Raw genomic sequence first — 25,702 nt, forward strand, 5'->3', positions numbered from 1 at the left:
GCTCCTTTTGCTTACATAAACAAATAAGATCCACTGGAAAATCTCAAGTAGATTTCCCGGTGGATCTTATTATTTAACTGGGACTTTTGTCCCAGCCTCTTTTTATAAGTCACTTAAAATAGGGTAGTAATTAAGGCGATGATGGCTGGTCCACCTTGTGTTAAAATGATTTTTTTACTACTTGTGATACTACCATACAAAGCTACGAGTATGATGTAGATGAGTATAAATCTTGTCATCTCAAGAGAGGCTGTTGCAAAAAATATGCTGTACAGCAATCCTAAACCAATCAATCCATTATATACGCCTTGATTTTTGAGTAACGTATTCATTGATTTCTGTTTGAGTTCGCTGTGATCTATATTAAATATCCGGCTGGTTGTGCTAGATGTCGTGGTAAGAGTTTGAATATAAAAAATATAGAAAAACTCAAGTGCAACGACTGTTGTCAGTACAATAGAAAGTATGGACATTGACTAGCCTTCTAACTCAGAAACTTTTAAAACGGGTGCTTTTGCACTGAAGTCTCCAACTTTGTCGAATAATTGGTGTAGTAGCGGGCTTTGGTTATGAATTTCGATTGCTGCTTGATCAGCCCAGATTTCTACCATGATAAAGGTATTTTTTTCTTCAACTGATTCGTAAAGGTGGTATTCAATACATCCTTCTTCTTTTCTTGTTTCTTTGATCAACGCTTTCGTGTCTTCTAGAAACTCTTCGCGTTTATCTTCTTTAATAAAAAACTGTGCGTTAATAACTTTCATAAACGATTGTCCTCTCTTATTTAAAAGTAGTGAATTCTTTTGCATCTAAACGAATAGAATTATAGCCTGTTTCTACTGCTTTACCAATAGACAAAATCATAACAGGTACATAGCGGTCTTTGTTCAAACCAAATGCTTCCGCTAATTGGTCTGCTTCAAATCCACCGATTGGGTTTGTATCGTATCCATAAGCACGCGCTACAAGCATAAACTGCATCGCTGCTAAACTTGAATCGATTTTCACGACATCGTTCATTTCTGCTCTAGTGAAGTTTTTGTAATAAGGAATAATCGCAGCTAGTTGCTCATCTCTGACTTCTGGAGACATTTTCCCTTCAGCTACTGCTTGATTATAAATTTCTTCTCCATACTCATAACATTCCATGTCTCCAAAAATGAGGACCATTGCTGAAGATGTATCATTTTGTCTGGTGTTGAAACGGATCAGTGGTTTCAATTTTGCTTTTTCTTCATCGCTCTCAACGACTACAAAACGCCAAGGCTGCATATTCACAGACGATGGGGCAATGGTTGATTTCTGAATCATCTCAAGCATTTCTTCATGAGGTATTTTAACATTCTCATCGTAAACTCGAATGGATCTCCTGTTATAAGTAATATCTGAAAAATCGTTGTTCATTGTCATTCTAAACCCTCTTCTTTTTTGATTAATTTTTGAAGCAGTTCTCCTAGCTGTTCTTCTTCTTCTTGACTGAGTGAATGGCACAAGGAATTCTGTGACGTATCGTGCTTTTCTTCACAACTAGCAAGATCCGATTTTGCTTTTTCCGTAATCTCAACGAAAACTTCTCGATTATTTTCCGCGTTTCGTTCTCGACTTACGTACCCGTTTTCTTCTAGAATTTTTAAATGTCTCGTAACAGCAGCACTATCTATACACAATTCACACTGTATCTTTTTTTGTGAGCATTTCCCTGTTTCTTTAAGAAACATCATCAATTCATATCGAGTTAGACTGAAACCAGTTTCTTTTTCAAACTTGGAAGTTAATTCCTGATTTGCGATTTTTATTTGGTACAGTAGTTTACTAAATCCCCTAAGATCCACGTACGCCCTCCTTCCCTATACTTGACTCATCAACTGTTGACTAGTCAATGATAAATCAAATAATCGTTTTTGTAAACTACTTTCTAAAAATAAGTAAATTTTCTATATTATTTGGTGAGACTGGCATTCATGAGTAGGTTATAGTAAACTTGTATATACAAGTTTAAGAGATGATAGAGATTCTTTTATCTAATCTATATGCTTCTTCGACTAAATTGTATGACGAATTGAAAGGTAGTGATAAATTGAACGCATTTCATGATAAAGTGATTTATCAGATTTATCCTAAGTCTTATAAGGATACTACTGGTAACGGTTATGGAGATCTTAAAGGAATCATTGAAAAATTACCCTATGTTGCGGATTTGGGCGTGGATATGATATGGTTGAATCCTTTTTATAAATCTCCACAAAATGACAATGGATATGATGTTTCTGATTATACGTCAATTGATCCTCTTTTTGGAACATGGGAAGATTTTGATCAGTTAGTCGCTGAAGCCCAAAAACATGGGATTTCTTTGATGCTGGATATGGTACTCAATCATTGTTCTACAGAACATGAGTGGTTCCAACGAGCGCTTGCTGGTGAAAAAAAGTATCAGGACTTCTTTATTTTGCGTGAGGCTCAAGAAGATGGTTCTTTACCAACCAACTGGGAATCCAAGTTCGGTGGTCCTTCCTGGTCAAAATTTGGCGATACGGATCAGTATTATCTGCATCTATTTGACGTTACACAGGCTGATCTGGACTGGAGAAATCCTGAAGTTCGGGAGGAACTATATAAAGTAGTCAATTTCTGGCTTGAAAAAGGAGTCAAAGGCTTCCGTTTTGATGTTTTGAATGTGATTGGAAAAGATGTAGAGTTGAAAGATGCCGAAGATGGCGTTGGAAAATCACACTATACGGATACACCAATCGTTCATGACTATATTCACGAATTGAACGAAAACACTTTTGGAAAATACGATGATATCTTAACAGTTGGTGAAATGAGTTCTACAACTGTACCAAACGGTGTCCAGTATTCTAACCCGGATCGTAATGAATTATCGATGATTTTTAGTTTCCACCATTTAAAAGTGGATTATAAAGATGGCGAAAAATGGACGACTAGCCCTTATGACTTCAAAGCGTTGAAAAACATTCTAGACGAATGGCAGGTTGGTATGTCTGAAGGTAATGGCTGGAACGCTGTGTTCTGGAACAATCATGATCAGCCACGTGCAAATGATCGTTTTGGAGATCCAGAGAATTATCCTTATGAAACGGCCACTCTACTAGCACAGACAATTCATCTATTAAGAGGGACGCCTTATATTTATCAAGGTGAGGAAATCGGGATGACTAATCCTTCTTACGAAAGTATCGATGATTACTCGGATGTTGAAACGCATAACGCCTACAAGCAATTAATCAAAAGTGGCACTTCTCCTGACGAGGCACTGGCAATTATTGGTGAAAAATCTAGAGATCTTCCGCGTATACCTATGCAATGGGATGAAACTCTTAACGCTGGCTTTACAGACGGAACGCCCTGGCTGAAACTTTCTGAGAATTATCATGAAATTAACACAAAGAACGAATCTTTTAGTCATAAAGTTCGTGATTACTACAAGCAGCTGATCAAATTAAGAAAACAACTCCCTATTATTCAAGAAGGTTCCTATCAAACATTGAAATTGGACCATGATTCTATTTACGCCTATGTTCGTGAGTACGAGGATGAATCTCTGCTTGTAATGAATCTCTTCTATGAAGAAACCGCTACTTTTGAAATTCCAGAATATCTTCGCGGGAAAAAAGCAACGCATTTGATTGGAAATTATGAAAAGCGTCCATTAGAAGACGTTATTGAACTCAAACCATTTGAAACAATTGCGTTTATCTTAAAATAACTTAGGAATGAAAGCTTACAGAGTATCTAATCTAAGATTTACCTTTTGTAAGCTTTCATTTCTTGTTATGATTATAATGTAAGGGGTTTAAATTCACTTAACTAAAGGAGAATCATAATGACTGAAAAAGAAAAAATGCTTAATCAAGAATTCTACGATACTTGGGATGCTTCTTTAATAGAAGAACGAGAAGTAACCAGAAACCTTATCTTTGAATTCAATCAGATCAATCCAACCAAAAGAGAAGAACGTAGAGCCTTTGTTGAGAAGCTAATTCCTAACATTGGAGAAAACTCGTGGATAGAGTCTCCTTTTACCTGTGAGTATGGTGGAAATATGTATATTGGAGATAATTTTTATTCTAATACGAACTGTACGATCCTTGACTGTGCTAAAGTGACCATTGGGAATGATGTTTTATTTGGTCCTAATGTCAGTCTATATACACCCAACCACGCTTTTGATCCAGAAGAACGCAAAGCTGGGCTCGAACAAACATTACCGATCACAATTGGTGATAATGTCTGGCTATGTGGCTCGGTATCCATCACAGGTGGTGTATCCATTGGAGAAAATACCATTATTGGTGCCGGTAGTGTCGTAACTAAAGATATGCCCGCAAATGTTATCGCTGCCGGGAATCCTTGTAAAGTGATTCGCCCGATTACTGAAGCGGATAAAGTTAATCCTTAACCCGTCCTTAATTCTTGGTTTTCAAAGATCCGTAAAGGATTTTCTGATGACTTCGTTTTTAAATTTTATTTAACCAAAGCTGATCCAGTATTTTATAATGCGTAATAGAGAAAAGTTAGTATAGGAGACGAGCGCGTGCAACAGATTAAAAGAGTGAGCATCATGATGCTATCAATGATACTTCTGGCATTATCCGCTTCAATGACCATCAAAGCCGCAATCGGTCTAGCAGCTTGGGACGCGATTGCTCAATCTCTTTCTCATCTATCTATGATTCGAGTGGGAACAGTTGGAATGATACTGAACATTCTATGCGTACTTGGACAAATTCTACTTTTGAAAAAGCATTTCCCATTGAGACAGTTACTACAGATTCCTGTCAGTATCCTTATTGGGTTATTGATTAACTACTTTTATTATACGCTTTTGGCTAGTTTTGTACTGCCAAACTATGCGGTTACCTTGGTCATTTTTCTCCTTGGTACAGTATTGGCATCACTAGCGGTCAGTGTTGTTATGGTTTTAAATATCGTCACTTTCCCTTTAGAAGCCTTTTGTATGGCCTTGGCACAGAAAACCGGCTATCGTTTCTCTATACTTCGGCAAGCTGCCGATATACTCGCGGTTCTTCTCACTATCATTCTTGCCTTCTCCCTAGAGATTCCCATGACGGCTAGAGAAGGTACGGTGATTGGGATGCTCTTGTTTGCTCCTTTACTGGGCGTTTTTATCAAACTGTTTACACCACTTATTGAGCAGTCTAAGAATGAAGTCGCTCGCCACTAAATCGATACAGCGTTCATACGCTTAATGTGTAAGCGGAGAGGAGAACGTAAAATGGACATTAAAAATCATCTTTCTGTAACTTCAAGAGCAGCTTTAAGAAGTTGGCTGGAAGCTCATTCAGAAACTGAACCCTTCTGTTGGGTGGACGTTACTATAAAAAAACAAGCTGGTCATATTCAATATCTGGACGCTGTTGAAGAAGCACTTTGTTTTGGTTGGATTGATAGTGTAAAAAAGAAATTACCTGACGGTACGCTTGTTCAAAGACTCTCTCCTAGAAAAAAAGGGAGCCATTGGACAGAATTGAACAAGGAGCGCGTCCGAAGATTAGAGCGTCTTGAATTGATGACCAATAGCGGTCGACGGGTGTTACCGGAAATGGATCCAAATACTTTTAAAGTTGATCCGAAAATTGAACAGCTGCTAAAGGCTGACCCTAATTTATATCAGAATTATTTGAATTTTCCAGAATTATATAGAAGAGTTCGAATCGACACAATTCAAAGTTATAAATCTCAACCAGATCTTTTTCATAGACGCTTGGAAAAATTCCTTTCACAGACTCGAGAAAACAAACTCTATGGTCAGTGGAATGACAACGGTCGGTTGCTAGAAGAATGATTCGTCTTAAATGAAACAGGTCCGCATATCAAAAACAAGCTTTACTCAAACACTGAGCAGAGCTTGTTTTGTTAAGTTTCATACACATCCAATGCTTGTTTCAAAAAAAGGATATACTGCTGTCTAAATTCTTCTGGTCCGAGCACTTTGATTTTATTTCCAAATCCTGTTAGAAATTGAAAAGCATATCGATTCTCTGGCAATGGGATACTAGCCATACACTTTCCGTTTTCCACTTCGCCGATTACTCTTTTTCCATATCGTTCAACAAACTGGTCTCTGACTTCGAGTGCTATAGATAACTGTACTTCCGTCACTTTTTGCTCGATCTTCTTTGTAAGCTGCTTTTCATACGTGGGCTCTGTTCTAGATGTAAAGTACCCTGCTTTTTCAATAGAAAGAATTCTTGTTAATTTAAAGGTTCTGTACGCTTCTCTTTCCAAGCTATAAGCTACTAAATACCAATGTAATTCGTTTAACTGCATTCTATAGGGTTCTACAACACGTTGAGATTTATGTCCTTCTCGGTCAATATAGGTTAGTTTCAGTAGCCAGTTATGCTGAATGGCTTCATTGATCAGCGAAACCTCTTCTTGCATTTCATTTCTACCAACCCACTGATAAAATGACAAAGCTAATTTTGGTGAGACAGTCATTGCCATCATCCCTTTAATTTTTTGGATGGTTGCCTGAATCTGTCGGTCAGCAATCAGTTCTTCAAATCCACTCAGTGCGATTAACATATTTTCAATATCTTCATGCGTCAAGAGTCGCTTGTCGAACTTATATTCTTCCATCAAAGCATAGCCACCAGCGGCTCCGAGTTCAGCATAGATAGGGATATTTGCGTAACCAAGTGTTTCAATATCTCTTTGTATGGTTCGTTTAGTAACGTTGAATAATTCGCTGAATTCCTTAGCGGAAACTTTTTCTTTTTGCAGTAGAATCATCACCATGGAAATTAATCGCTCAATTTTTTTCACTACTACCCTCCTATATACGACATAATGCTGTCACCTATGCCCAAGTATACTTCAATTATTAAAAGGAGGGAACAAAAATGAAAACTATTGCTTATCTTCAATTTGATGGAAATGCTGCAGCTGCTCTATCGTTTTACGAAAAAGCTTTACAAGCAACTGATGTGACGGAAGTTCGATTTGGCGCTTTTGGACAAGACCCAAATTATCCTTTATCGGAAGCTGAACAAGAAATGATCATGGAGGCACGCATCGAATTCTCTGGAAGTACCTTGATGCTTTCGGATGTCCTACCGTCCATGCAAGCAATCACCGGTGCCGTTAGACAAGGTAATCATATTTTGATTAGTGTTATAGATGGAGAACCTACAGTAAATGAGCAGCTTTTCGCGAATTTATCTGAAGGTGGAACAGTGATTATGCCACTTGCTACAATGCCTTGGTCTAGTAGTTTCGGTATGCTGATCGATCCATTTGGGGTAACGTGGAAATTCAATGGTGATGCCAGTAAATTTCTGAATAGCTTCGACGCTTAAAAGTCATGTTAAATAACATAGCACAGTACCTCATTAATTTAAGAGACACTGTGCTATGTTTTATTGAGCTTGACTAGTCTGTTGTGAGTTCAATCAAGTTTCCCTCAGGATCTGCAATCACCGATTCATAGTAGCCGTCTCCCGTTACCCTTGGACCATTCAGCAGTGAAAATCCATCTTTTATAAGCTGGTCTGTTAAGGAATCTACTGCTTTCTCTGTTCCTACTGCAAAGGCTAAATGTGCATATCCTGTGGATTCAGATTGAGTCTTGGTCATTCCCTCTTTATGCATGATTTCCAGTCTAGCTCCTGAATCAAATGATAAAAAATAAGAAGTAAACCCTGTTTTTTGGTTATGGTAACGCGACCCACTTGTCGCTTTGAAGTACGTCTCATAGAAAACTTTCATGGCTTCTAGATCTTTGGTCCAAAGTGCTAGGTGTTCTATTCTCATCATTTTGTCTCCTCTGTCTTTCTGTTACTTTTCAACAACTCTATTCTGTATTTAGTATAAATCAAACGCGATCCATTTATACTATAATAAACAGTCCTTTCGAACTACTTTTTATTTAAATTATAAAATAAAATAACAGAAACAGAGGCTTGAAAGCTTTATCATACAATACTTTATTAGATTTTTTAGGTTAACCTTAAAAAAACTTTCGCTTTAGCTTAATTAGGAGTAAGCTATAGATGAATCAAACAAAGAGGTGCTCTTTATGACTAAAAAAAACCATTACTCAAAAAATCAGCCGTTACTTCATGCCTCCAGTGGTCTGTCACTCGAAGAGGTCAATGGAACAGTCGCTGTTCCTAAAGGGAAAGGATTCTGGAGAACCTTACTTGCTTATTCCGGTCCTGGAGCATTAGTTGCAGTTGGTTACATGGATCCGGGAAACTGGTCCACTTCTATTACAGGTGGTCAAAATTTTCAATACATGTTGATGTCTGTAATACTGATGTCAAGCCTGATTGCTATGCTACTTCAATACATGGCGGCTAAACTAGGTATTGTTACCCAAATGGATCTTGCTCAGGCGATTCGAGCTCGTACGAGCAAGAAGCTTGGAATTATTCTCTGGATTTTAACCGAACTTGCCATCATGGCTACTGATATTGCTGAAGTTATCGGGGCAGCTATCGCTTTATACCTTCTGTTCAATATTCCATTAGTCATTGCTGTATTTATTACAGTATTTGATGTGCTACTGCTACTTTTACTAACAAAAGTTGGCTTCAGAAAAATTGAAGCCCTTGTCGTCAGTCTGATTTTTGTCATTCTTTTCGTTTTTGTTTATCAAGTGGCTTTATCGAACCCTTCTTGGGGCGCTTTACTTGAAGGGTTCATTCCTACCACACAAACTTTTGCATCCAGTCCAGCTATTGGTGGTCAAACACCTTTGACTGGATCGCTCGGAATCATTGGCGCTACGGTTATGCCACATAATCTTTATCTTCATTCTGCTGTATCACAGACACGTAAAATTGATCACAATGATCCCAAAAATGTTGCTGAAGCGGTACGGTTTTCTACTTGGGACTCTAATATCCAATTAACACTAGCATTCTTTGTTAATGCACTTTTACTAGTTATGGGTGTTGCCGTATTTAAAACAGGTACGGTTAAAGATCCTTCGTTTTTCGGTCTATATCAAGCATTATCAGATCCGTCAACGCTCAGCAATGGCTTTCTTATAGCGGTTGCTAAGTCTGGACTATTGTCCACCTTATTTGCCGTCGCCTTGCTTGCATCAGGGCAAAATTCCACTATTACCGGAACCCTGACTGGACAAGTGATTATGGAAGGCTTTATTCACTTACGTATGCCTATCTGGTTAAGACGACTCGTAACACGTTTACTTTCTGTTCTTCCTGTACTGATTTGTGTACTCCTTACAAGTGGTAAAGGACCCCTACAAGAACACGAAGCCTTGAATAACTTGATGAACAATTCGCAGGTCTTCCTTGCTTTTGCCTTACCATTTTCCATCATTCCTTTGCTTATGATGACAGACAGTCAGGCCGAAATGGGACAAACCTTTAAAAACTCAATGATTATCAAAGGATTTGGCTGGCTTTCTGTGATTGCCTTGACTGGACTTGATCTAATCGGTCTTCCTGGACAGGTCGAGGAATTCTTTGGTGCAACAACTGCTGGTTTTACGATGCTATGGGCTGATATAACTGCTTACGCTATCATCATCCTTGTCTTAGCTCTATTAGCTTGGACAATTATTGAACTCCACAGGGGAAATCAGCGACTTGCAGCCGAAAGACTTTCTACTCATTAACTTGATTTTCTTTATAACTAAGCTAAAAAGCTGGTTCAAGACCCGTTTGTCTTGAACCAGCTTTTCTCTTTTGCTTAACTTCTTAATCCGCGACCTCTTTCAATCAGGTACCAGCAAATGGCGTATAATACGATAACAAATCCAACCAATATGCCCATAGATAACATAATTGGTACATCTATTACACCCAAAAACCCGTAACGGAATCCCGAAATCATATAAACAATAGGATTCACTTTTGAAACACCTTGCCAAAATGGCGGCAGCATAGAGATTGAGTAAAATACCCCACCAAGATAAGTTAGTGGTTGTAAAACGAATGTCGGAACAATTGAGACATCATCAAATGACTGGGCAAAAATCCCGTTCAATAATCCTGCTAATGAAAACAGTGTAGAAGTCATAAACAAAGTAATGATGATAATCAACCAAGAGTAAACTTGTAGGGGTACAAAGAATAACGAAATAATAGTAACCAGTATGCCTACTAGAATACTTCTACCCAGTCCTCCAATTAAAAACCCCCATACGATAACATGCGTGGGTACGGGTGCAATCAAGATTTCTTCGATATTCTTCTGAAATTTCTGCGAAAAGAAAGATGAAGAGACATTTGAATAAGAGCTTGTAATAATGGACATCATGATCAGACCAGGAACAATAAATTCCATATAAGAGAAACCTTCCATCTGCCCTATACGGTCGCCGATCAGATTCCCGAAAATAACAAAGTATAGGGATGTCGTAATAACCGGTGGTACTAAAGTCTGTATCCAGATACGCAGATAACGATTGGTCTCTTTTACTGCCAGACTTTTCAAAGCTGTAAAATAAAGATTAAACATTGGTTTCCTCCACTTGATTTTTTTCGTCGGTAATTTTCAAGAATAGTTCTTCTAGTCGGTTCGATTTATTACGCATCGACAGAACCTTAATTCCTTGCTTACTGAGTTGCGCAAATATTTCATTAATGCCTTGATTTCGTTCTACTTCTACCGTTAGCGTTGATTCGTCCACAAGCTGGCTTTGATAGCCTGTGATTTCCGGTTTATTATTAGAAGGCGCTAGGTCAAAAATGAAAGTTTCGAATTGAAGTTTTGCCAGCAATGACTTCATACTCGTATTCTCAATCAACTCACCTGTCTGGATAATCCCAATATTACGGCATAGCATCTCTGCTTCTTCTAGATAATGGGTTGTTAAGATGATCGTTGTGCCGTTTTCATTCAATTCTCTCAAGAATGTCCACATTTCACGTCTCAATTCAATGTCTACGCCCGCAGTGGGTTCATCTAAAATTAGTAACCGTGGTTCGTGCATCAATGCGCGTGCAATCATCAATCTGCGTTTCATCCCGCCTGAAAGCATACGAGCACGAACATTGCGTTTTTCCCATAAATCAGATTGCTTCAGGTATTTTTCACTTCGTTCTAATGCTTCTTTACGAGAAACACCGTAATATCCAGCTTGGTTCACCACAATCTGTTGAACCGTTTCGAAAGGGTTAAAGTTGAATTCTTGCGGAACAAGGCCAATCTGTTGCTTGGCACGTACTAGATCTGAATCGATGTCATGACCAAATACGTTCACTTTTCCAGAGGTCTTATTGACTAGTGAAGTAATGATTCCGATTGTCGTTGATTTACCGGCTCCATTAGGACCTAACAAGGCATAAAAGTCTCCTTCTTCTACTGTCAGGTCGATTCCACGTAAGGCTTCAACGCCTGTATCATAGACTTTTTTCAAGTCTTTTATTTCTAGTGCGTATGTCATTTACTCATGATCTCCTTATAGATGTGATTTTTCTATTTTATCATGTTTTACTTACAAAAAATAAAAAAAAGGTGTTTTCTCATTTTTAGTAAGTAAATTTTTACAGCTATTTTTAAACTTTCCGTTTTACTCGTCCGTAATTCTTTCATATGCAACGATTATAGCCATTGCTAATAGACAATTTGTATAAAAAAAGGACTTCCAAATTCAGAAGTCCTCAAGACGTACCTATCAGGTAATAGCTTGGTTTCCAAGCTTAATTTGCGTGTTTGTGGTTACCGAGTAGTCGATGCATGACTCGTTTCAGTCCATAGAATAACGGAATGACTAAGAACATCAACGGAATATAAACCAGTGCCAGATGCCACTGGAATAAGCTGACTAATGAAAACAATCTTCCGAAGAAAAGAAACAGAATCAAAAAATTTCCAAAGAGAGCACCTATCATCAGTAAAATTTTCCAGTTGCTTGGTTTAGAAATACAATAAAGAACAACGAAGCAGACAATTCCTGTCATCCAGACGGTAATCGTTGAAGTCTCTTCATAGGTCCAATTCAGCTGAGTACCGAAAAATAGAATCGTCAATGCGAATAATACGACGCTTAATCCACTAGCTAGGGCCGGCTCCAGAATATTCTGGAAAAAACGCCCCTTAATAGGTGAGACATTCGGTCTCAATGCTAAGAAAAACGACGGGATCCCTACGGTCAAGGTACTGATTGGACTAAGTTGAATCGGTTGAAATGGGTAAGGTGAACTGATAAAAATGAACAGTGCTGCCAACAAGATTGAATAAACCGTTTTAGTTAGATATAAAGAAGCCACACGCTGGATATTGTTTACGACTTTACGCCCTTCTAAAACAACACCGACCATGGAATCAAAATTAGAATCGAGTAAAACAAAATCGGCTATCCCTTTTGTTGCATCGCTACCGTTTGCCATAACAATACTACAATCTGCTTTTTTGAGCGCGAGAATATCATTGACTCCGTCGCCTGTCATTCCAACGGTTCTTCCGTTCGCCTGAAGGGCTTCTACTAATGCACGTTTTTGTTCCGGACTAACACGTCCAAATATGCGGTTCTCCTGCACTAATAACTGATAATCAGCGGTATCTTCTACCTTACTCATATCGATTAGCTGATCGCTACCTTTCACCCCTGCTCGTTTTGCAATCTGGGCCACGGTTTGAGGATGATCTCCTGAAATGATGCAGATTTCAACGTCTTGTTCTCTGAAATACTGTAAGGTTTGTGGTGCATTCTCGCGAATCTCATCTTCCAAAAATAAAATTCCTTCAAGTCTAAGTCCTTTGGGTAACGTTTGATCAATCAGCGAAGCTTCACTTGAAGCAATTGCTAATACGCGCAGTCCTTTTGTTGTTGCTAGACGCATACTTTCTGTCAGTTCAGATGTAAAGGTATCAAATAAGTATTCTGGTGCGCCCATGACAACCGTGCCTTTTTGATCATACTCTACGGCACTCCATTTACGAACAGAAGAAAAGGGAATCGTTTTTGTAATAGGATAGGCTTCATCCACTTTTGGGAATGATTCCATCAAAGCAAGCCCTGTTGCGTTGTCTTCTTGCAAATCATGAGCGAACCGACCCACCATCTCTTCGAATGCTTTTTCAGTTCGTCCACCAGTCACGTTGGTCTGAATGACTTTTAACTCTCCGCTCGTCAACGTACCCGTTTTATCCAGACACAAAATATCTACTCGAGCCAAGGTTTCAATAGACCCCATTGTCTTCACCAAGACTTTTTTCCGAGATAAGCGAATGACACCGACCGCCAGTGCTACTGTCGTCAACAAGATCAGCCCTTCGGGAATCATACCGATCATTGCTGCAGTCGACCCTAGAATTGCTTGATTCACAGACATATCACTGAGTAGACTGGACATGAAAAGTGCCGTCCCTATTGGGATAATGCCAAAAGTTAGAATCCGAATCACTTTCTTCATCGTCTGTAGCAATTCGCTGTAAATACTTTTTTCACCTTTCGCTTCCAATGTTAGTTTGGAGCTATAACTTTCTCTCCCGACTTTTGTCGCTTCCATCAAGGCTTGTCCACTGACTACAAAACTACCTGAATAAACCATATCTCCCGTTTGTTTCAATATTGGATCAACTTCTCCTGTTAATTGAGACTCATCGCACTCGATACCGCTTGTTTGAATCACGATACCATCCACAACAATCTGTTGTCCACGTTTGATGACAAGCAAATCATTCTTCACGATTTCTTCTTGTAAGATCTCTTCTTGCTGGCCATTTCTAATAACGGTCGCTTTGGCTTGATTTAGCAAGGTCAATTCGTCGATATTTTTCTTTGCGCGTAATTCTTGAAAGACCCCTACGGCCGTATTGACGAGGATGACGCCAAGAAAGAGCAAGTTCTTGTAGCTCCCGGTATAAATAACGAATCCGGCGATAATTATGTTAATGAAGTTAAATAGTGTTAGGCTATTTTCTAAGAAGATTTGTTTGAAACTTCGTGTCATAGGCGGCAAGGCTTCATTGCTTTCTCCACGTACTTTTCGTGTTTCTACTTCTGCATAACTCAAACCTACATATTCTGCTTTTTCAGCCATTCCATCTTCTCCTTATATACATCACACTAGTAAACACCGTTCCTTTTATAGCATACGCGATTCTTTTTTATTTAACCTCAGACTAAAGCCTGAGTTCACTCTTTCTTTAAGTTTCTTTAAATTTCTTTAAGTATACCTATCATACCGATTCCACTACAGGCTTGTACAAAAAAACGACCCTTTAATGGTTAAAAGGATCGCTGTCTTGGTTATTTATTGGTCTTTTTGCCATCGTTCTTTTCGGTAAGCCATTTCCCAAAAAGCATATTCCAACTCGCTACTGAGGACAAAAGCTTCCATCATCTGTGCTTGTTCTTCAGGTAGGCTCTCCTCATACAGTTCATCTAAAATCGCTCTTTCCAGTTGTACATGTTCTTGCGCTTCTACGCCCGCATATGTTTCGATCCATCTTTGATAGATTGGAACAGAAGACTGCTTGGTGATCAATGTATCTCCTAATTCTTGGTACAACCAAGCGCATGGCAGCATACTCGCAGCTGCACTATTGATTGTTCCTTCAAGCAGTTGTCGGTACATATGTGATACGTAGTGATAGGCAGTTGGTGCAATCGGTGTAGCACGGACTTCTTCGTCTGTGATACCGAGTTCAGAGAAAAACGTTTCTCGAATCGCAATTTCCCCTAATGCTAAATTTCCCGCATTTTCTACGAGTAAAGCTTTTAATGCTGGATGCGTCGTTTTCTCAGCAATCAGTGCGTAGAGTTCGCTGAAATGCTTCAAGTAATAATGATCTTGAATTAGGTAATAACGAAAAATTTCCGAATCCAAGGTCCCCGCTTGCAATTCTGTGATGAAAGGATGATTAAAACTCCCTTCCCATGAGGCAGAAGCGGCTTTCTTGGCGTTAAGTGTAAAAGACATGAAACTCTCCTCCAGTGATATACTATTTAAACTATTCGTTCTTATTAAGACTCTATGATTTCTACTACCGCTTTTTTAAGTCGTTGTGTTTTCTGAGCGACGTCTTCGGCCAGCATCAATTCTGTAACAACAGAGACTCCGGCAATACCTGTGTGACGCAGTGAATCAATATTATTTTCCTTGAGTCCACCAATCGCTACGATCGGAATGTTGACGGATGAAACAATTGTTTTCAGCGTCTCAATAGATGTGCGCTGGGGATTTTTCTTTGTCTTGGTTGGATAGATTGCACCAACGCCTAAGTAATCTGCGCCAGCTTTTTCTGCTTCTTTTGCGCGTTCAACATCTTTTGCAGAAACACCTATTATTTTATCTTTTCCAATCAGTCTGCGAACGACTTCTACTGGCAATTCATCGTCACCAATGTGAACACCCGCAGCATCAACCGCTAGGCAGACATCGACTCGATCGTTGATGATCAAAGGAACGTCAAAACGGTCTGTTAGGTCTTTCACTTTTTGAGCCAGTCTATAAAAATCGTTTGTCGTTGCTTCCTTTTCACGCAGCTGCACGAGTGTTACGCCATTTTCACAGGCGGTTTTGATCACAGTTAAAAAGGATGCTTCGTCAAAATCGTATCTTCCAGTTACAAGGTAAAGGGTTAATTCTTTCATTTTTCCCATCCTTTCACGGATTGGTTCCAGTTTTCTTTCAGTAACAGTGATAGATGGTTTAATGTTTGAAAGCGGAAATCGGCTAATCCTTTGCTTTGTGTTTTAGCTTTTTCACCACAAAGGTTAAAATAGCTGACTGCGCCAACTACGGCATCGAATGAATTTTGACCGTCTCCTAAGAGTACCGCGATTAGTGCTCCAACAATATCACCGGTTCCTGTGAATCGATCGAGTTCCTCGACACCATTGGAAAGCATCACAGTACGGTCCAGCGACACGACGACATCTGTCGGTCCAGTTGCTAGAAAAGTTGTGTTAGGATAGTATTGGCTCATCTCTTTCAGGGCGTCAATCAATTCGTTCAGGCTTTCTTCTCCCTGATCCAGTTCGTTTCCGTCAACACCTCGTCCGTGGCTCGTTAGTTCACAGAAGTTTCTAAGTTCTGAAGTGTTTCCTTTTACGACAGTTGGATGATTTTCAACTAGCGCAAGGCTCACTTGATTACGGATATCACTAACGCCGTAACCAACTAAATCAACAACCGTCGGCTTCTTCGTTTCATTAGCATAACGGCTTGCTTCCAGCAGACTAATCTGACGTTTTTCTGAAAGATGGCCAAGATTCAAAAGCAAAGCATCCGTTTGAGTAAAGAGTTGTTTAAACTCTCTCGGGTCATCTGCCATAATCGGTTTAGCCCCTACGTAAAGCAGCGCATTCGCCATAGACTCACAAGTGATTTCATTGGTAATACATTGTACTAATGGAGCTTGTTTTAATGGAAACTGAGTTGAAAGGTCATGATTTAACGCCATAAAGCGGACCTCCCATAAACAATTTTTGAGTCCGTTTGAAAGTAGACGTTTCTTTTAATTTGACTAGTACTAAAAATGCCATCACAGAACCAATCAAAGTCGCCCCAACAAATCTAGGCGTGTAAATAAACCAGTACAAACTTTGTTGGCTACCGGTAAACCAAACCATCACGGGATAAGAAAGTAGTGAACCAATGATGCCTGTTCCGATAATTTCACCCGCCATCGACCAGTACATATTCCGGCCGAATTTATAAAATAGTCCCGCTAAGAAAGCCCCAAATACAGCCCCCGTTAAAGCAAGCGGTGGAATACCTAAAAGTAACATACGGATCAGGCCGCAAATCAGCGCCATCAGCGTTCCATAGAGCGGACCAAGTAAAACACCCGCAATAATATTCATGACGCTAGACATGGGCGCCATTCCTTCGATTCGCATCAATGGTGACAACACCACGTCTAGTGCAATCATTAATGCTAGTAAAGTCAATCTGTGGATTCGATTTTTTTCCACGTAAAAAAACTCCTTTCTGCGAAAAGCAAAAGGAGTGCGGTCTGAGACAGACGGAGTCATACAATCAGAATAAAACGATTGCATAAAATCCGTCTACAACTACATTTCCCTGCGCCAGTCCTAACTGTATCAGGTTCAATGGGTATAATCTCAGCTAAATAGCACCCCAAATGTTCTTTTCAATTGATTAGAGTATAGCATACTTTTTTTGATGGGACTACAGGCTTATAAATAATTGTAGGATTCTCGCCCATTTAACCTTTTTTAAATTAATTTTCAAGAAAATTACGGTATACTAACGGTAACGATCCCTCACTAAACGAATGGACTCAAAGGCGGTATACGTATGAACATGAATCAAGAAGTACTGTTAGCGAATCTCTATAACCTGATCCTTAATCCAGCGACACGTGATTGGGAACGTTCTTTGCTGTCAGAGACAAAAGATCGCCTGGATGATGGAAGAAGTGTGGAGAGTCACCTTTCAAAAATTGAGGCCGATCTACGTCCTTTGGCGCTAAGAAGTAATCTCACACCTGACGTAATGGACTTTTACAATTTAATCACCGGTAATTTAAAAATAAAAACTTCATTTGATATAGATGGACACACCATTGACGATGAGAATAACCAGGATAGTGCCATTTTTGCGGGTGGTTGTTTCTGGTGTATGGTAGAACCGTTTGAGACACGAGAGGGCATTCTATCCGTATTGTCTGGCTATACCGGCGGACACGTCGATCACCCTACTTATGACCAAGTCAGCGGAGATTATACAGGACATGTAGAAGCTGTGGAAATCATTTTTGATACACGTATCATACAATATGCCGACCTTGTCGAACTTTATTGGCAGTTAACAGACCCTACCGATGCACATGGTCAGTTCGCAGACCGTGGTGAACGTTATCGCCCGGTTATATTCTACCGAAATGAAGAACAGCACAAAATTGTCATGGAATCCAAACAGCGTGTAATCGACTCGAACAAATATACAAAACCAATCGTTACTTCAATTGAGCCAGTCAGTACCTTTTGGCCTGCAGAAAACTATCACCAGCAGTTCTATAAAAAGAATCGTAAACGCTATAAAAGTATGGAACAATCTCGCCGTCAGTTTTTGTTTTTTCAGCGACTGCGTGGGAAAGTACACGCTAAGCTTAACGGATTCAATAAACAAAAATGAAATAAAATGATTAAACATGTCTTTACAAAACAAAAAGTACTGCAAAAGATTACTTTCTTATGTAGTACTTTTTTGTATGATAGACTTAAAATTTTTCTTCAGTATAATTTTTAAACTGATCCAAAATAGATTGCCATCCCTCTTTTTGCATTTCAAGAGAATATTCACTTTCTGCATCAAATGTTTCTACTACTTCGGTTTGGTTATTGTTTCCGTTAAATAAAATGTTCACTTTTCGATTATCCTCTAAAGTATATGCGATCGTTTTGTAGGGATCTACTTCATCGTAAATACCGGCAAAGTCGAATCCAGCACTCCCATCTTTGGCTTCCATCCGTGAAAGAAACTGCCCGCCCACTCGCAAATCATTATCTGCTTTAGTCGTATGCCAATCTTCTGAAGCCTGATTCCACTTCATAATATGCTCAGGTTTTGTCCAGCTCTTCCACACATCCTCTACACTTCTATTTATCGTTGTCTTAATGACTATTTGCTGCGGATGTTTCTCGTTCACTTTTCATCTTCCTTTCTATCTGTTGATTTTTTTATCATTGTACTCTTTAAGATTAGTTTAAACAATCTATTTTCTTCTGATATTTTCAGAGTATTTTATCGTTTCAACTGCTCTCATCATATACCTAACCGATATATTCGCCCCATAGAAAAAGAACCCCAACGAATGAGGTTCTTTAAAGATACTCCTTAAATTTGGTCTTCAGTATTCACGATTGAATCGTCTTGTTTCGACTTTCCTCCACGCTCGTACACTCTAGCTTCTAAACCTTCATCTTCTAGGAATTGACCGAAAGGAATAAGATCTTGTGCTTCATAGCGTTCTTTGAACTCGTTGATTTCTTCTTCTGAATAAAGTTTTGGATCTAGTCTCAGACGTTCAACCGGTATCGGACGATCATTACTGATTTTGACGTCAATCACTACTGTACGTCCAGATTTTTCCAGATCCACCGCTTTTTGGAACGTTTCTTCTAACTCGCTGATTTCTTTGACGGTAAACCCAACCGCACCTTGCGCTTCACCGATTTTAGCATAATCAACAGATTGAAAATCCACGCCAAAGTAATAGTGGTTTGTATCTTCTTGTTCCGCTTTGATGAAGGCATACTCTTCATTGGAGAAAACAACATGGATACTGGGTAATTTATGTTGAACGGTTGTGATAATGTCATGCTGCACCATCGCAAAGGCACCGTCACCAGTCAAATCCCACACTTGTCTATTCGGGAAGGATTTCTTCGCTGCGATAGCCCCTGGAAGCCCACTTCCCATCGTTGCAAATACGCCTGACGTTCTCCACATATTTTTCGGTGTCATTTTCAAATGACGAATGGAAGTTTGAGTGGTATTCCCAACATCTGTAGAGTAAATAGCATCTTCATCTGCCACGTTGTTGATCGCGTTGTATGCCTGATAGACCTGTAATTTACCTTCTGTTTTCTTCTCAAGCTTATCAATATAGGCTGCCCAGTTTTTAACGTTGTTTATATTGGCACGGTACCATGCACTTTCTGGTTTTTCAGAGATCTTATCTGTGATTGAGCGAATGGCTGCTCCAGCATCTCCTAAAATAGCAACATCGACCGGATGTCTTTTTCCTAGTTTGTAGGGATCAATATCGATTTGAATGAACTTATCAATATGATCAAATACACCTGTTACCTCAGTAAAAGGATAGTTACTTCCTGCAAACAATACGACATCCGCTTCTTCAAATACTTCTACTGCTGGTTTTCGTGCAACACGGTTTGCGGATCCCAGTAAAGCTTCAAAGTCATGTGGGAAGTTATCATAGTTTAATCCCGTGATGGCAACTGGTGCTTTCAACTTGCGAGAGAGTTCCATAACTGCATCGCCATTTCCTCGTGTTCCGATTCCGGCATATATGACCGGGCGTTTTGCATTTTCCAAGATTTTAGCTGCATCTTCAATATCTTTTTCATCTGGTATGGAATACGTTGGTGTACGACGAGCATTGGCAGATGAATACCAGCCTTCATCATCCATTTCAACCCACCCGAAACTTACGGGTACTTCTACAGCCGCTATACCTTTACGGCTAATCGCTGTACGAATCGCTTCATCAATCACTTTCGGTAACTGTTCCGCGTATGCTACCCGGCGATTATATATCGCCACATCGGCAAATAGGGGATTATGATTCATTTCTTGAAAGGCATCCATATTGATTTCATTTTCTGCACGTTGACCGATAATCGCTAACATCGGTACGCCATCTTCTCTAGCATCATATAAACCATTCATCAAATGCGTTGCCCCAGGTCCACCTGAACCAAAAACTACGCCGATCTCTCCACTGAATTTCGCCTGCATGGATGCTGCGATCGCTCCGACTTCTTCGTGGCGCACTTGAACAAAGTCCATCTTCGTTTCTTCATGTTTCAATGCATCCATCCAAGAGTTCAAAGACCCTGCCGGTAATCCATAGATTTGTTTGACGCCCCAGCTTTCTAATACCTTGATTGCTGCGACGGCTGCTTCGATTTTCCCATTGTTTTCAGTCATGATTTGCTAATCCTCCTACTAGTTAATGTTCCCGGTTAAGTTTATCTTCTCAAACATTTGCTTATGCATTCTCAAGATACACCTACTAAGTCAATCATTCAAAGATTACGGGCTGAGAGCATGTTAACTACTTATATTTAGATTGACAGTTCAAGGTACAAAAAAAGAACCTTACGATAAGGTTCTCTTAAATAGTGATCAATATAGTAATACCACCTTATTTCCTCACAAGCGTAACACAAGGAAGAGCTCATACTAATTGACGTAGGCTAAAATTATCTATCTCAAAAATACAGTCAGCAAATTCTTCAATAGAATCATTATGGCTTGTAAAAATTAAGGTTCTTTTCGGATTGCTTGTCATATACTCGTCCAATAGAGTTAACACATTATTTCTACTTTGTTTATCCAATGCATCAAGTGGTTCGTCTAATATTAGAAATTCAGGTTCATCCATTAATGCTTGAATAATTCTCATCTTTTGCTTCATACCTAATGAATAGGTTTTATATTTTTTATCTAAATCTTTGCTTAAATCTAATTTTTCAGCAAGATTTGCAATCGTTTCTTTAGTAGCTACTTTTTTAATAGAAGCTAAATACGTTAGATTTTCCATACCTGACCACGATTTCATAAAATCAGGAGCATTGATAAAAACGCCCGCATTCGGAATAAAATCATATTTTTTACCTAGTTGATTTTCGTCAACAGTTATAGCCCCACTTGTAGGTTTAGAAAATCCTACTACCATTTTTAAAAGCACGCTTTTTCCAGAACCATTAACGCCAGTTATTAAAGTCTTTTTCCCTGATAGAAAAGTAGCATTGATATCTTTTAGTATGTACTCTCTTTTAAACATTTTATTCACATTTTCCAAATGAATCATAAAATATCCTCTTTTCTCAAGTTTATATATAATAGACAACCTACAGTAGGAATGGACAAAAGAAATAGAACCAGTAAACTTTTTAAATTAACTACTATATTTGTTACATAAGTTAATAAGTGTAGGTTAAATATTATTTCTATATTCACCAAAACTAAAATAATTACCATTAATTCTAAAAACAAGAGTTCTTTCTCTTTAGCATGTAACTCTACTATACAGTATAAAATATATATCACTATGATCACTCTCAATATCCATATAAATCCATTTGTTATATCCCAAAATTTAATAGAATCCAGAATAAAGGAATTCATAACGAAAGCCATAGAAACAATTAAAATATAAGATATACTGAATGTTTTAAATAATAATAAAATCAATAATTTAAATTGTTTAATAAAGTAGATTTTTTTATTTGTTCTATAAAGAACCATCTGCATCATAGAGTTTACATTCTCATTTTTTTCCAACACCATATATATATTAATCGTTAAAAAAATTAGACTCATAAAAAGGTACGTTGGATTTATTGCTGATATTAAATATCGGTCAAATGTATTTACTTCTAGACCCACTATGGACAAGTAATCTCCCAAATATAATGGCTCTTCAATTATAATTTTCAAATAAATCATAAACAACAACAGTATAAAAACTTCGAAAATCAGATACTTCCTCATATTTCTACTTTTCTTGTTTTGAAGGAAGTTGTCAACAAGATAGCTATGGTAATTGTTATCATAGCAACAAAAAATGCAATAAAACTTTGAACACTATAATAGTTTGGATCAGGTGCCAATGTAGAATACGTTGGCGCTTCATAAAAAGAAAATTTTTGATGTATACCCGCAAACGGATTTAAGTACTGATTGGCACCAATATTTATCATATTGTATGCATCTAATAAAAAAAATATAGTGAATATCCATTTAGAAGTCCCAAAATAAAGTTTAGTCCAGATAATTAGAAAACTATACACCGTTATCAAACTAAAATAAGATATCAGTATCATCATAGATTCTATAAAGTTAACATTACCTCCTTGTACAAGAACCAGAATATTTCCAACGATTATTAAAACTAAACAATCAATTATGCTACTCTCAGCAATTTTAATCAATTTCCAATTGAAGTATTTACCTTGTGATTCAAATCGAGATAATTCTGTTAGTAGCATATCTTTTTTATTACTATTCATTAACGCATACAGCACTAATAAAAAAACATAAAGTAAAATCCAGAAAAGATGTCCCCAATAGTCGGTTCTACGGCTCTAAATGCAAAAGAAAATATAGTCAATAATAATATAAGACTTATTAAATGTTTACGATATTTCAAAATCACCATATCTAGTTTCCCTCCAGATAAATATCAATCCAAGAATCAAAGGCAAAGAATTTATTAATAAAATCAAAAACGAGTTGATAGTATAAAAATCTCCTAATGACATGAGAACAGTAGGATTTAAATAGTAACCAATTTCTAAATTTAATGATATAGCAGTCGAGCCTACTACAGTTAAACCAAAGTAGTACAAAAGCGGTCCCGCAGTGTAATACTTACTATTCTTTTCACCTAGTAAAGATAGCCCTATTCCAAATATATTATATACAAAAGGCATATAGAAAAATTTAATGAAGCCTTCAATAAAAGTATACGTATAAACATGATCAGAGTAAAAACTCTCACCAAACCAATCTGCAAAAAGTGGTCTTGTAATTCCTTCATCAAAATTAGATCCTATTAAAAGAATACACGATAACCAAAAGATCATAAAGCTAATTAAAAAGGCCATGGAATAAATTAATGAGGTAATAATAGCTTCTTTCCATAATATTGGTTTATAAATACCCTTTCTGTTATATATAAACATGTTTACCGTTTTATGTCTTTTCAAAAAATCAATCGCTGTAAACGCTCCTATGAAAGGAATTAAAAACTGAAATAGAAATGTTCCAAATACTATTGAGTAATCAAAAGTCCACTCTGTTTCACTAATACTCTTAATGAAAAAATCAAGTGAACCATTATATGAATTAATTAATGAATCTCTATAAGCTTCATTAGTTATGTATTGAAAAGTAAAAATAAAATTGTCTGAAAGCACTGATATTATCATAACGATATAGACTGCTATCGCTATTGCAAAAAAAACCTTTAACCTTTTGTATGTTAATAGCATAATTTTTTCCTTTCATAAACATTAAGAGACAGAATGATCTACTCACCCTACCTCTTATGCTTAACAAATCTAAACTATATTTTTATTGGATTAAGGAGTCCAAGAACCAGTAACTTTAGTTGTCGGATTACCCAAATGCTCTCTATGAGCTGCTAAATGTCCTGCAGCCTGTAAAGTTAAGTTCGTTGTTGATACACTTGTATTCTGTTTATAGCTAAAGTTTTTTTGTCCTTTTCTTTGTCCATCTTGGTATATTCCAAACCACATTTTGTGATCAAGATAATTTGAGGTTTTCCAATTAACAGGAATAGTACGTCTACTAAATCTGTTGTCACTAGTTGACACTCTGTTATAAGTGTATCCAGCAGTACCAGAAAAATTGGCAGCTTGTACTGAAGTCTTTCCTGAATTAATTCCAAATAAAGCTAATACTGCCTCTAAAACTAATTTAATAAAACGTTTCTTCGGTTTTATTGCAACCCTTTTATATTATTGGATAATCATCTAGACGGACTATAACAATTTATTATAATAAAAACAATATTCTTTAAAAACTTTACTTTTTATTAACGCTTTCAATACTTAAAATTTACTTTATCTCAATTTAAGTATATTGTTAAATTCTATCCTTTTAAGACACCCTATCTAGTTAAAGAGTTTGTTTAGCAAGAAAAAATTCAGCAAGTATGTGTCTCGAGATATTTTTTATGGATATTACTTATTCAGTTCAAGTAGCACTTTTTCTCTTAAAACCGTATCATTAATATATATCTTTTTCTTCAAACAGGAAAATAACCAATTTTAATATAGTACCAAAAGCTAATCTAGAATTGCACGTATATCACTTATATCTTTTTCACTTAACTCTCTTTTAGGAATGACAAATGCAGAAATGGCATCCACATAAAGCAAAATCATGTCATCATATTCTTTAATTTCTTTGATTCTACTTTTGGGTAGTGATGACGTAATATCTTTTTCTATAACAATCAGTGGATCTTCCATAAGATTTAGCTTCCTTTTCCCATAGAGTGAGCTATTATCTCCTTCTTTCAGTAGCTTTAAAGTTTGAGATTTAACGGCTCTTTTATAGAGAGCAGGATAAACACAGATCCATAATACATAAACTCCTACCCCCATTATTGCCCAATATAAAGATGATTGTTTAAATACCCTTGTTCCAAGAAAATAAACTCCTGGCAAAAGGAGAATCGGCAATATAAAAGCAAATAACTTAAAGAGTTTCTTTTGAGATGGAGAATTTTGCATATGATGCCAATTAAAGCTTATGTAGTCTTCTTCGGTTAGCTCGTATTCAATCATCGTCTTTAACCTCGCAGTATTTTTTCTTTAGTATACTCAATCATTGCCTAACTTGCTATACTATTTATAGAGCATCTAATTTAAGTCTAGAAAGGACATTAATTATCTTATGCATATTAGAGAACCTCAGCAAACTGAAATAAGTAAGCTAGTAGATATATGGTACGCGGCTTCAATTGATTCTCATGATTTCATTGCACCAGACTACTGGAGAAAACAGCAGGCTGTAATGAAAGAAAAGCATCTACCGACATCTGAAACGTATGTCATATCTGAAGGGAATGGTATCGTAGGATTCGTCTCTCTTGTAGACGATTATTTAGCTGCACTATTTATCGATGTGAATGTTCAAGGTGAGGGATATGGAAAAGCATTACTCAATTTTGTTAAAGATCAAAGAGATTTTATCCAGTTAACTGTTTATAAAAAGAATCAGAATGCTGTAGATTTCTATTTGAAAAATCACTTCTCTATTAAAGAACACTCTATCGACCAACAAACTTCTGAAGAAGAATACGTGATGACCTGGTTCAAAGGATGATCTGTTACTGACAAATTTTAGCTTTATACCATATAAAAAAAGGGTTCTATAATAAATAACGTTGGTGAGAATTCACCAACGTTATTTTTCTTTGCTTAAATTAGAAAACAAGTGAGTTCTCCTGTAGAATAATAGTCGACCAAAAC

The 25,702-nt window shown here is 37.5% G+C and carries 27 protein-coding genes and 1 riboswitch; of the genes, 8 read left to right on the forward strand and 19 right to left on the reverse strand.

The genetic code is table 11. From position 1 onward, the window contains the following. Nucleotides 1-113: 113 nt before the first annotated feature. Genes ACFP65_RS04960 through ACFP65_RS04975 form a run of 4 tightly spaced genes read right to left on the reverse strand, consistent with a single transcriptional unit; the run spans nt 114 to nt 1,832 of the window. Entirely contained in the window at nt 114-473 is a 360-nt protein-coding gene (locus tag ACFP65_RS04960; RefSeq protein ID WP_379916475.1) for a DUF1304 domain-containing protein, read from the reverse strand. 3 nt (nt 474-476) lie between these two features. After that, nucleotides 477-764 carry a putative quinol monooxygenase gene (locus ACFP65_RS04965; RefSeq protein ID WP_379916477.1) on the reverse strand — a complete coding sequence of 96 codons (288 nt, stop codon included), beginning with the start codon at nt 762-764 and terminating at the stop codon, nt 477-479. Nucleotides 765-780: 16 nt separating this feature from the next. Then, on the reverse strand, nt 781-1,410 hold the full coding sequence (locus tag ACFP65_RS04970) for a nitroreductase family protein (RefSeq protein ID WP_379916478.1): 630 nt from the start codon (nt 1,408-1,410) through the stop codon (nt 781-783). Beyond that, nucleotides 1,407-1,832, reverse strand: a complete 426-nt coding sequence (locus ACFP65_RS04975) for a MarR family transcriptional regulator (protein WP_379916479.1) — start codon at nt 1,830-1,832, stop codon at nt 1,407-1,409. The genes ACFP65_RS04970 and ACFP65_RS04975 overlap by 4 nt, the downstream gene beginning before the upstream one ends. A 245-nt stretch (nt 1,833-2,077) precedes the next feature. Between ACFP65_RS04975 and treC the strand changes: the two genes are divergently transcribed. The 4 genes from treC to ACFP65_RS04995 all read left to right on the forward strand — a co-directional run bounded on the left by treC (nt 2,078) and on the right by ACFP65_RS04995 (nt 5,830). Then, complete coding sequence (gene treC, locus ACFP65_RS04980) at nt 2,078-3,730, forward strand: alpha,alpha-phosphotrehalase (RefSeq protein ID WP_379916521.1); 1,653 nt, start codon at nt 2,078-2,080, stop codon at nt 3,728-3,730. 117 nt (nt 3,731-3,847) lie between these two features. Next, a complete protein-coding gene (locus ACFP65_RS04985) occupies nt 3,848-4,423 on the forward strand; it encodes a sugar O-acetyltransferase (RefSeq protein WP_379916480.1) in 576 nt (191 codons plus the stop codon). A gap of 135 nt (nt 4,424-4,558) precedes the next feature. Further along, nucleotides 4,559-5,209: a YczE/YyaS/YitT family protein gene (locus ACFP65_RS04990; RefSeq protein ID WP_379916481.1), complete on the forward strand. Its 651-nt coding sequence runs from the start codon at nt 4,559-4,561 to the stop codon at nt 5,207-5,209. A gap of 51 nt (nt 5,210-5,260) precedes the next feature. Further along, nucleotides 5,261-5,830 (forward strand): YdeI/OmpD-associated family protein, encoded by a 570-nt coding sequence (locus ACFP65_RS04995; protein ID WP_379916482.1) that lies wholly within the window; start codon nt 5,261-5,263, stop codon nt 5,828-5,830. A 71-nt stretch (nt 5,831-5,901) separates the two neighbouring features. On the opposite strand, the gene ACFP65_RS05000 is transcribed toward ACFP65_RS04995, so the two are convergent. Then, nucleotides 5,902-6,813 carry a helix-turn-helix transcriptional regulator gene (locus tag ACFP65_RS05000; RefSeq protein ID WP_379916484.1) on the reverse strand — a complete coding sequence of 304 codons (912 nt, stop codon included), beginning with the start codon at nt 6,811-6,813 and terminating at the stop codon, nt 5,902-5,904. A 77-nt stretch (nt 6,814-6,890) separates the two neighbouring features. Here ACFP65_RS05000 and ACFP65_RS05005 point away from each other — a divergent pair, with 77 nt between their 5' ends. Continuing rightward, entirely contained in the window at nt 6,891-7,346 is a 456-nt protein-coding gene (locus tag ACFP65_RS05005; protein ID WP_379916486.1) for a VOC family protein, read from the forward strand. A 73-nt stretch (nt 7,347-7,419) separates the two neighbouring features. On the opposite strand, the gene ACFP65_RS05010 is transcribed toward ACFP65_RS05005, so the two are convergent. Next, entirely contained in the window at nt 7,420-7,800 is a 381-nt protein-coding gene (locus tag ACFP65_RS05010) for a VOC family protein (protein WP_379916488.1), read from the reverse strand. A gap of 265 nt (nt 7,801-8,065) precedes the next feature. Between ACFP65_RS05010 and ACFP65_RS05015 the strand changes: the two genes are divergently transcribed. Then, a complete protein-coding gene (locus tag ACFP65_RS05015) occupies nt 8,066-9,637 on the forward strand; it encodes an Nramp family divalent metal transporter (RefSeq protein WP_379916490.1) in 1,572 nt (523 codons plus the stop codon). 74 nt (nt 9,638-9,711) lie between these two features. Here ACFP65_RS05015 and ACFP65_RS05020 read toward each other — a convergent pair whose 3' ends face one another. From ACFP65_RS05020 to thiW, 7 genes are all read right to left on the reverse strand, one after another. Next, the gene (locus ACFP65_RS05020; RefSeq protein WP_379916492.1) at nt 9,712-10,482 is read right to left on the reverse strand and encodes an ABC transporter permease; all 771 of its coding nucleotides are present in this window, start codon (nt 10,480-10,482) and stop codon (nt 9,712-9,714) included. Then, nucleotides 10,475-11,410 (reverse strand): ABC transporter ATP-binding protein, encoded by a 936-nt coding sequence (locus ACFP65_RS05025; protein WP_379916494.1) that lies wholly within the window; start codon nt 11,408-11,410, stop codon nt 10,475-10,477. The genes ACFP65_RS05020 and ACFP65_RS05025 overlap by 8 nt, the downstream gene beginning before the upstream one ends. A gap of 256 nt (nt 11,411-11,666) precedes the next feature. Further along, the gene (locus tag ACFP65_RS05030) at nt 11,667-14,012 is read right to left on the reverse strand and encodes a cation-translocating P-type ATPase (RefSeq protein ID WP_379916496.1); all 2,346 of its coding nucleotides are present in this window, start codon (nt 14,010-14,012) and stop codon (nt 11,667-11,669) included. Between the two features lie 213 nt (nt 14,013-14,225). Then, complete coding sequence (tenA, locus tag ACFP65_RS05035) at nt 14,226-14,894, reverse strand: thiaminase II (RefSeq protein WP_379916498.1); 669 nt, start codon at nt 14,892-14,894, stop codon at nt 14,226-14,228. A gap of 44 nt (nt 14,895-14,938) precedes the next feature. Beyond that, nucleotides 14,939-15,577: a thiamine phosphate synthase gene (gene thiE / locus ACFP65_RS05040; protein ID WP_379916500.1), complete on the reverse strand. Its 639-nt coding sequence runs from the start codon at nt 15,575-15,577 to the stop codon at nt 14,939-14,941. Beyond that, nucleotides 15,565-16,380: a hydroxyethylthiazole kinase gene (locus ACFP65_RS05045; RefSeq protein ID WP_379916502.1), complete on the reverse strand. Its 816-nt coding sequence runs from the start codon at nt 16,378-16,380 to the stop codon at nt 15,565-15,567. Before ACFP65_RS05045 ends, thiE begins: the two co-directional genes overlap by 13 nt. Continuing rightward, entirely contained in the window at nt 16,364-16,894 is a 531-nt protein-coding gene (gene thiW, locus ACFP65_RS05050; protein ID WP_379916504.1) for an energy coupling factor transporter S component ThiW, read from the reverse strand. Before thiW ends, ACFP65_RS05045 begins: the two co-directional genes overlap by 17 nt. 89 nt (nt 16,895-16,983) lie before the next feature. Further along, nucleotides 16,984-17,073, reverse strand: a riboswitch (TPP riboswitch). Between the two features lie 167 nt (nt 17,074-17,240). Here thiW and msrA point away from each other — a divergent pair. After that, nucleotides 17,241-18,080, forward strand: coding sequence for a peptide-methionine (S)-S-oxide reductase MsrA (msrA, locus tag ACFP65_RS05055; protein WP_379916506.1), 840 nt, complete (start codon nt 17,241-17,243; stop codon nt 18,078-18,080). A gap of 85 nt (nt 18,081-18,165) precedes the next feature. Here msrA and ACFP65_RS05060 read toward each other — a convergent pair whose 3' ends face one another. The 6 genes from ACFP65_RS05060 to ACFP65_RS05085 all read right to left on the reverse strand — a co-directional run bounded on the left by ACFP65_RS05060 (nt 18,166) and on the right by ACFP65_RS05085 (nt 25,015). Then, nucleotides 18,166-18,594, reverse strand: coding sequence for an SRPBCC domain-containing protein (locus tag ACFP65_RS05060; protein WP_379916508.1), 429 nt, complete (start codon nt 18,592-18,594; stop codon nt 18,166-18,168). Between the two features lie 188 nt (nt 18,595-18,782). Next, complete coding sequence (spxB, locus tag ACFP65_RS05065; RefSeq protein WP_379916510.1) at nt 18,783-20,621, reverse strand: pyruvate oxidase; 1,839 nt, start codon at nt 20,619-20,621, stop codon at nt 18,783-18,785. 250 nt (nt 20,622-20,871) lie between these two features. After that, on the reverse strand, nt 20,872-21,507 hold the full coding sequence (locus ACFP65_RS05070; RefSeq protein ID WP_379916512.1) for an ATP-binding cassette domain-containing protein: 636 nt from the start codon (nt 21,505-21,507) through the stop codon (nt 20,872-20,874). A gap of 679 nt (nt 21,508-22,186) precedes the next feature. After that, nucleotides 22,187-22,708, reverse strand: coding sequence for a hypothetical protein (locus ACFP65_RS05075; protein ID WP_379916514.1), 522 nt, complete (start codon nt 22,706-22,708; stop codon nt 22,187-22,189). A 126-nt stretch (nt 22,709-22,834) separates the two neighbouring features. Beyond that, on the reverse strand, nt 22,835-23,692 hold the full coding sequence (locus tag ACFP65_RS05080) for a hypothetical protein (protein WP_379916516.1): 858 nt from the start codon (nt 23,690-23,692) through the stop codon (nt 22,835-22,837). Between the two features lie 819 nt (nt 23,693-24,511). Continuing rightward, on the reverse strand, nt 24,512-25,015 hold the full coding sequence (locus ACFP65_RS05085; protein ID WP_379916518.1) for a YcxB family protein: 504 nt from the start codon (nt 25,013-25,015) through the stop codon (nt 24,512-24,514). Between the two features lie 109 nt (nt 25,016-25,124). Between ACFP65_RS05085 and ACFP65_RS05090 the strand changes: the two genes are divergently transcribed. After that, nucleotides 25,125-25,556, forward strand: a complete 432-nt coding sequence (locus ACFP65_RS05090; RefSeq protein WP_379916520.1) for a GNAT family N-acetyltransferase — start codon at nt 25,125-25,127, stop codon at nt 25,554-25,556. Nucleotides 25,557-25,702: the final 146 nt, after the last annotated feature.

Source organism: Marinilactibacillus sp. GCM10026970, assembly GCF_042660675.1.
GTDB lineage: Bacteria > Bacillota > Bacilli > Lactobacillales > Carnobacteriaceae_A > Marinilactibacillus.

Bases quoted from the DNA above. Each gene is read 5' to 3' on its own strand.
- ACFP65_RS05070 (WP_379916512.1), bottom strand. From the start codon at position 21,507: ATGATTCATTTGGAAAATGTGAATAAAATGTTTAAAAGAGAGTACATA.
- msrA (WP_379916506.1), top strand. From the start codon at position 17,241: ATGAACATGAATCAAGAAGTACTGTTAGCGAATCTCTATAACCTGATC.
- ACFP65_RS05090 (WP_379916520.1), top strand. From the start codon at position 25,125: ATGCATATTAGAGAACCTCAGCAAACTGAAATAAGTAAGCTAGTAGAT.
- ACFP65_RS05020 (WP_379916492.1), bottom strand. From the start codon at position 10,482: ATGTTTAATCTTTATTTTACAGCTTTGAAAAGTCTGGCAGTAAAAGAG.
- ACFP65_RS04965 (WP_379916477.1), bottom strand. From the start codon at position 764: ATGAAAGTTATTAACGCACAGTTTTTTATTAAAGAAGATAAACGCGAA.
- ACFP65_RS05045 (WP_379916502.1), bottom strand. From the start codon at position 16,380: ATGGCGTTAAATCATGACCTTTCAACTCAGTTTCCATTAAAACAAGCT.
- ACFP65_RS05075 (WP_379916514.1), bottom strand. From the start codon at position 22,708: ATGAATAGTAATAAAAAAGATATGCTACTAACAGAATTATCTCGATTT.
- ACFP65_RS05030 (WP_379916496.1), bottom strand. From the start codon at position 14,012: ATGGCTGAAAAAGCAGAATATGTAGGTTTGAGTTATGCAGAAGTAGAA.
- ACFP65_RS05015 (WP_379916490.1), top strand. From the start codon at position 8,066: ATGACTAAAAAAAACCATTACTCAAAAAATCAGCCGTTACTTCATGCC.
- ACFP65_RS04985 (WP_379916480.1), top strand. From the start codon at position 3,848: ATGACTGAAAAAGAAAAAATGCTTAATCAAGAATTCTACGATACTTGG.
- ACFP65_RS05080 (WP_379916516.1), bottom strand. From the start codon at position 23,692: ATGCTATTAACATACAAAAGGTTAAAGGTTTTTTTTGCAATAGCGATA.
- ACFP65_RS05005 (WP_379916486.1), top strand. From the start codon at position 6,891: ATGAAAACTATTGCTTATCTTCAATTTGATGGAAATGCTGCAGCTGCT.
- ACFP65_RS05085 (WP_379916518.1), bottom strand. From the start codon at position 25,015: ATGATTGAATACGAGCTAACCGAAGAAGACTACATAAGCTTTAATTGG.
- ACFP65_RS05025 (WP_379916494.1), bottom strand. From the start codon at position 11,410: ATGACATACGCACTAGAAATAAAAGACTTGAAAAAAGTCTATGATACA.
- ACFP65_RS05010 (WP_379916488.1), bottom strand. From the start codon at position 7,800: ATGAGAATAGAACACCTAGCACTTTGGACCAAAGATCTAGAAGCCATG.
- spxB (WP_379916510.1), bottom strand. From the start codon at position 20,621: ATGACTGAAAACAATGGGAAAATCGAAGCAGCCGTCGCAGCAATCAAG.
- tenA (WP_379916498.1), bottom strand. From the start codon at position 14,894: ATGTCTTTTACACTTAACGCCAAGAAAGCCGCTTCTGCCTCATGGGAA.
- thiE (WP_379916500.1), bottom strand. From the start codon at position 15,577: ATGGGAAAAATGAAAGAATTAACCCTTTACCTTGTAACTGGAAGATAC.
- ACFP65_RS04970 (WP_379916478.1), bottom strand. From the start codon at position 1,410: ATGACAATGAACAACGATTTTTCAGATATTACTTATAACAGGAGATCC.
- ACFP65_RS04960 (WP_379916475.1), bottom strand. From the start codon at position 473: ATGTCCATACTTTCTATTGTACTGACAACAGTCGTTGCACTTGAGTTT.
- ACFP65_RS04995 (WP_379916482.1), top strand. From the start codon at position 5,261: ATGGACATTAAAAATCATCTTTCTGTAACTTCAAGAGCAGCTTTAAGA.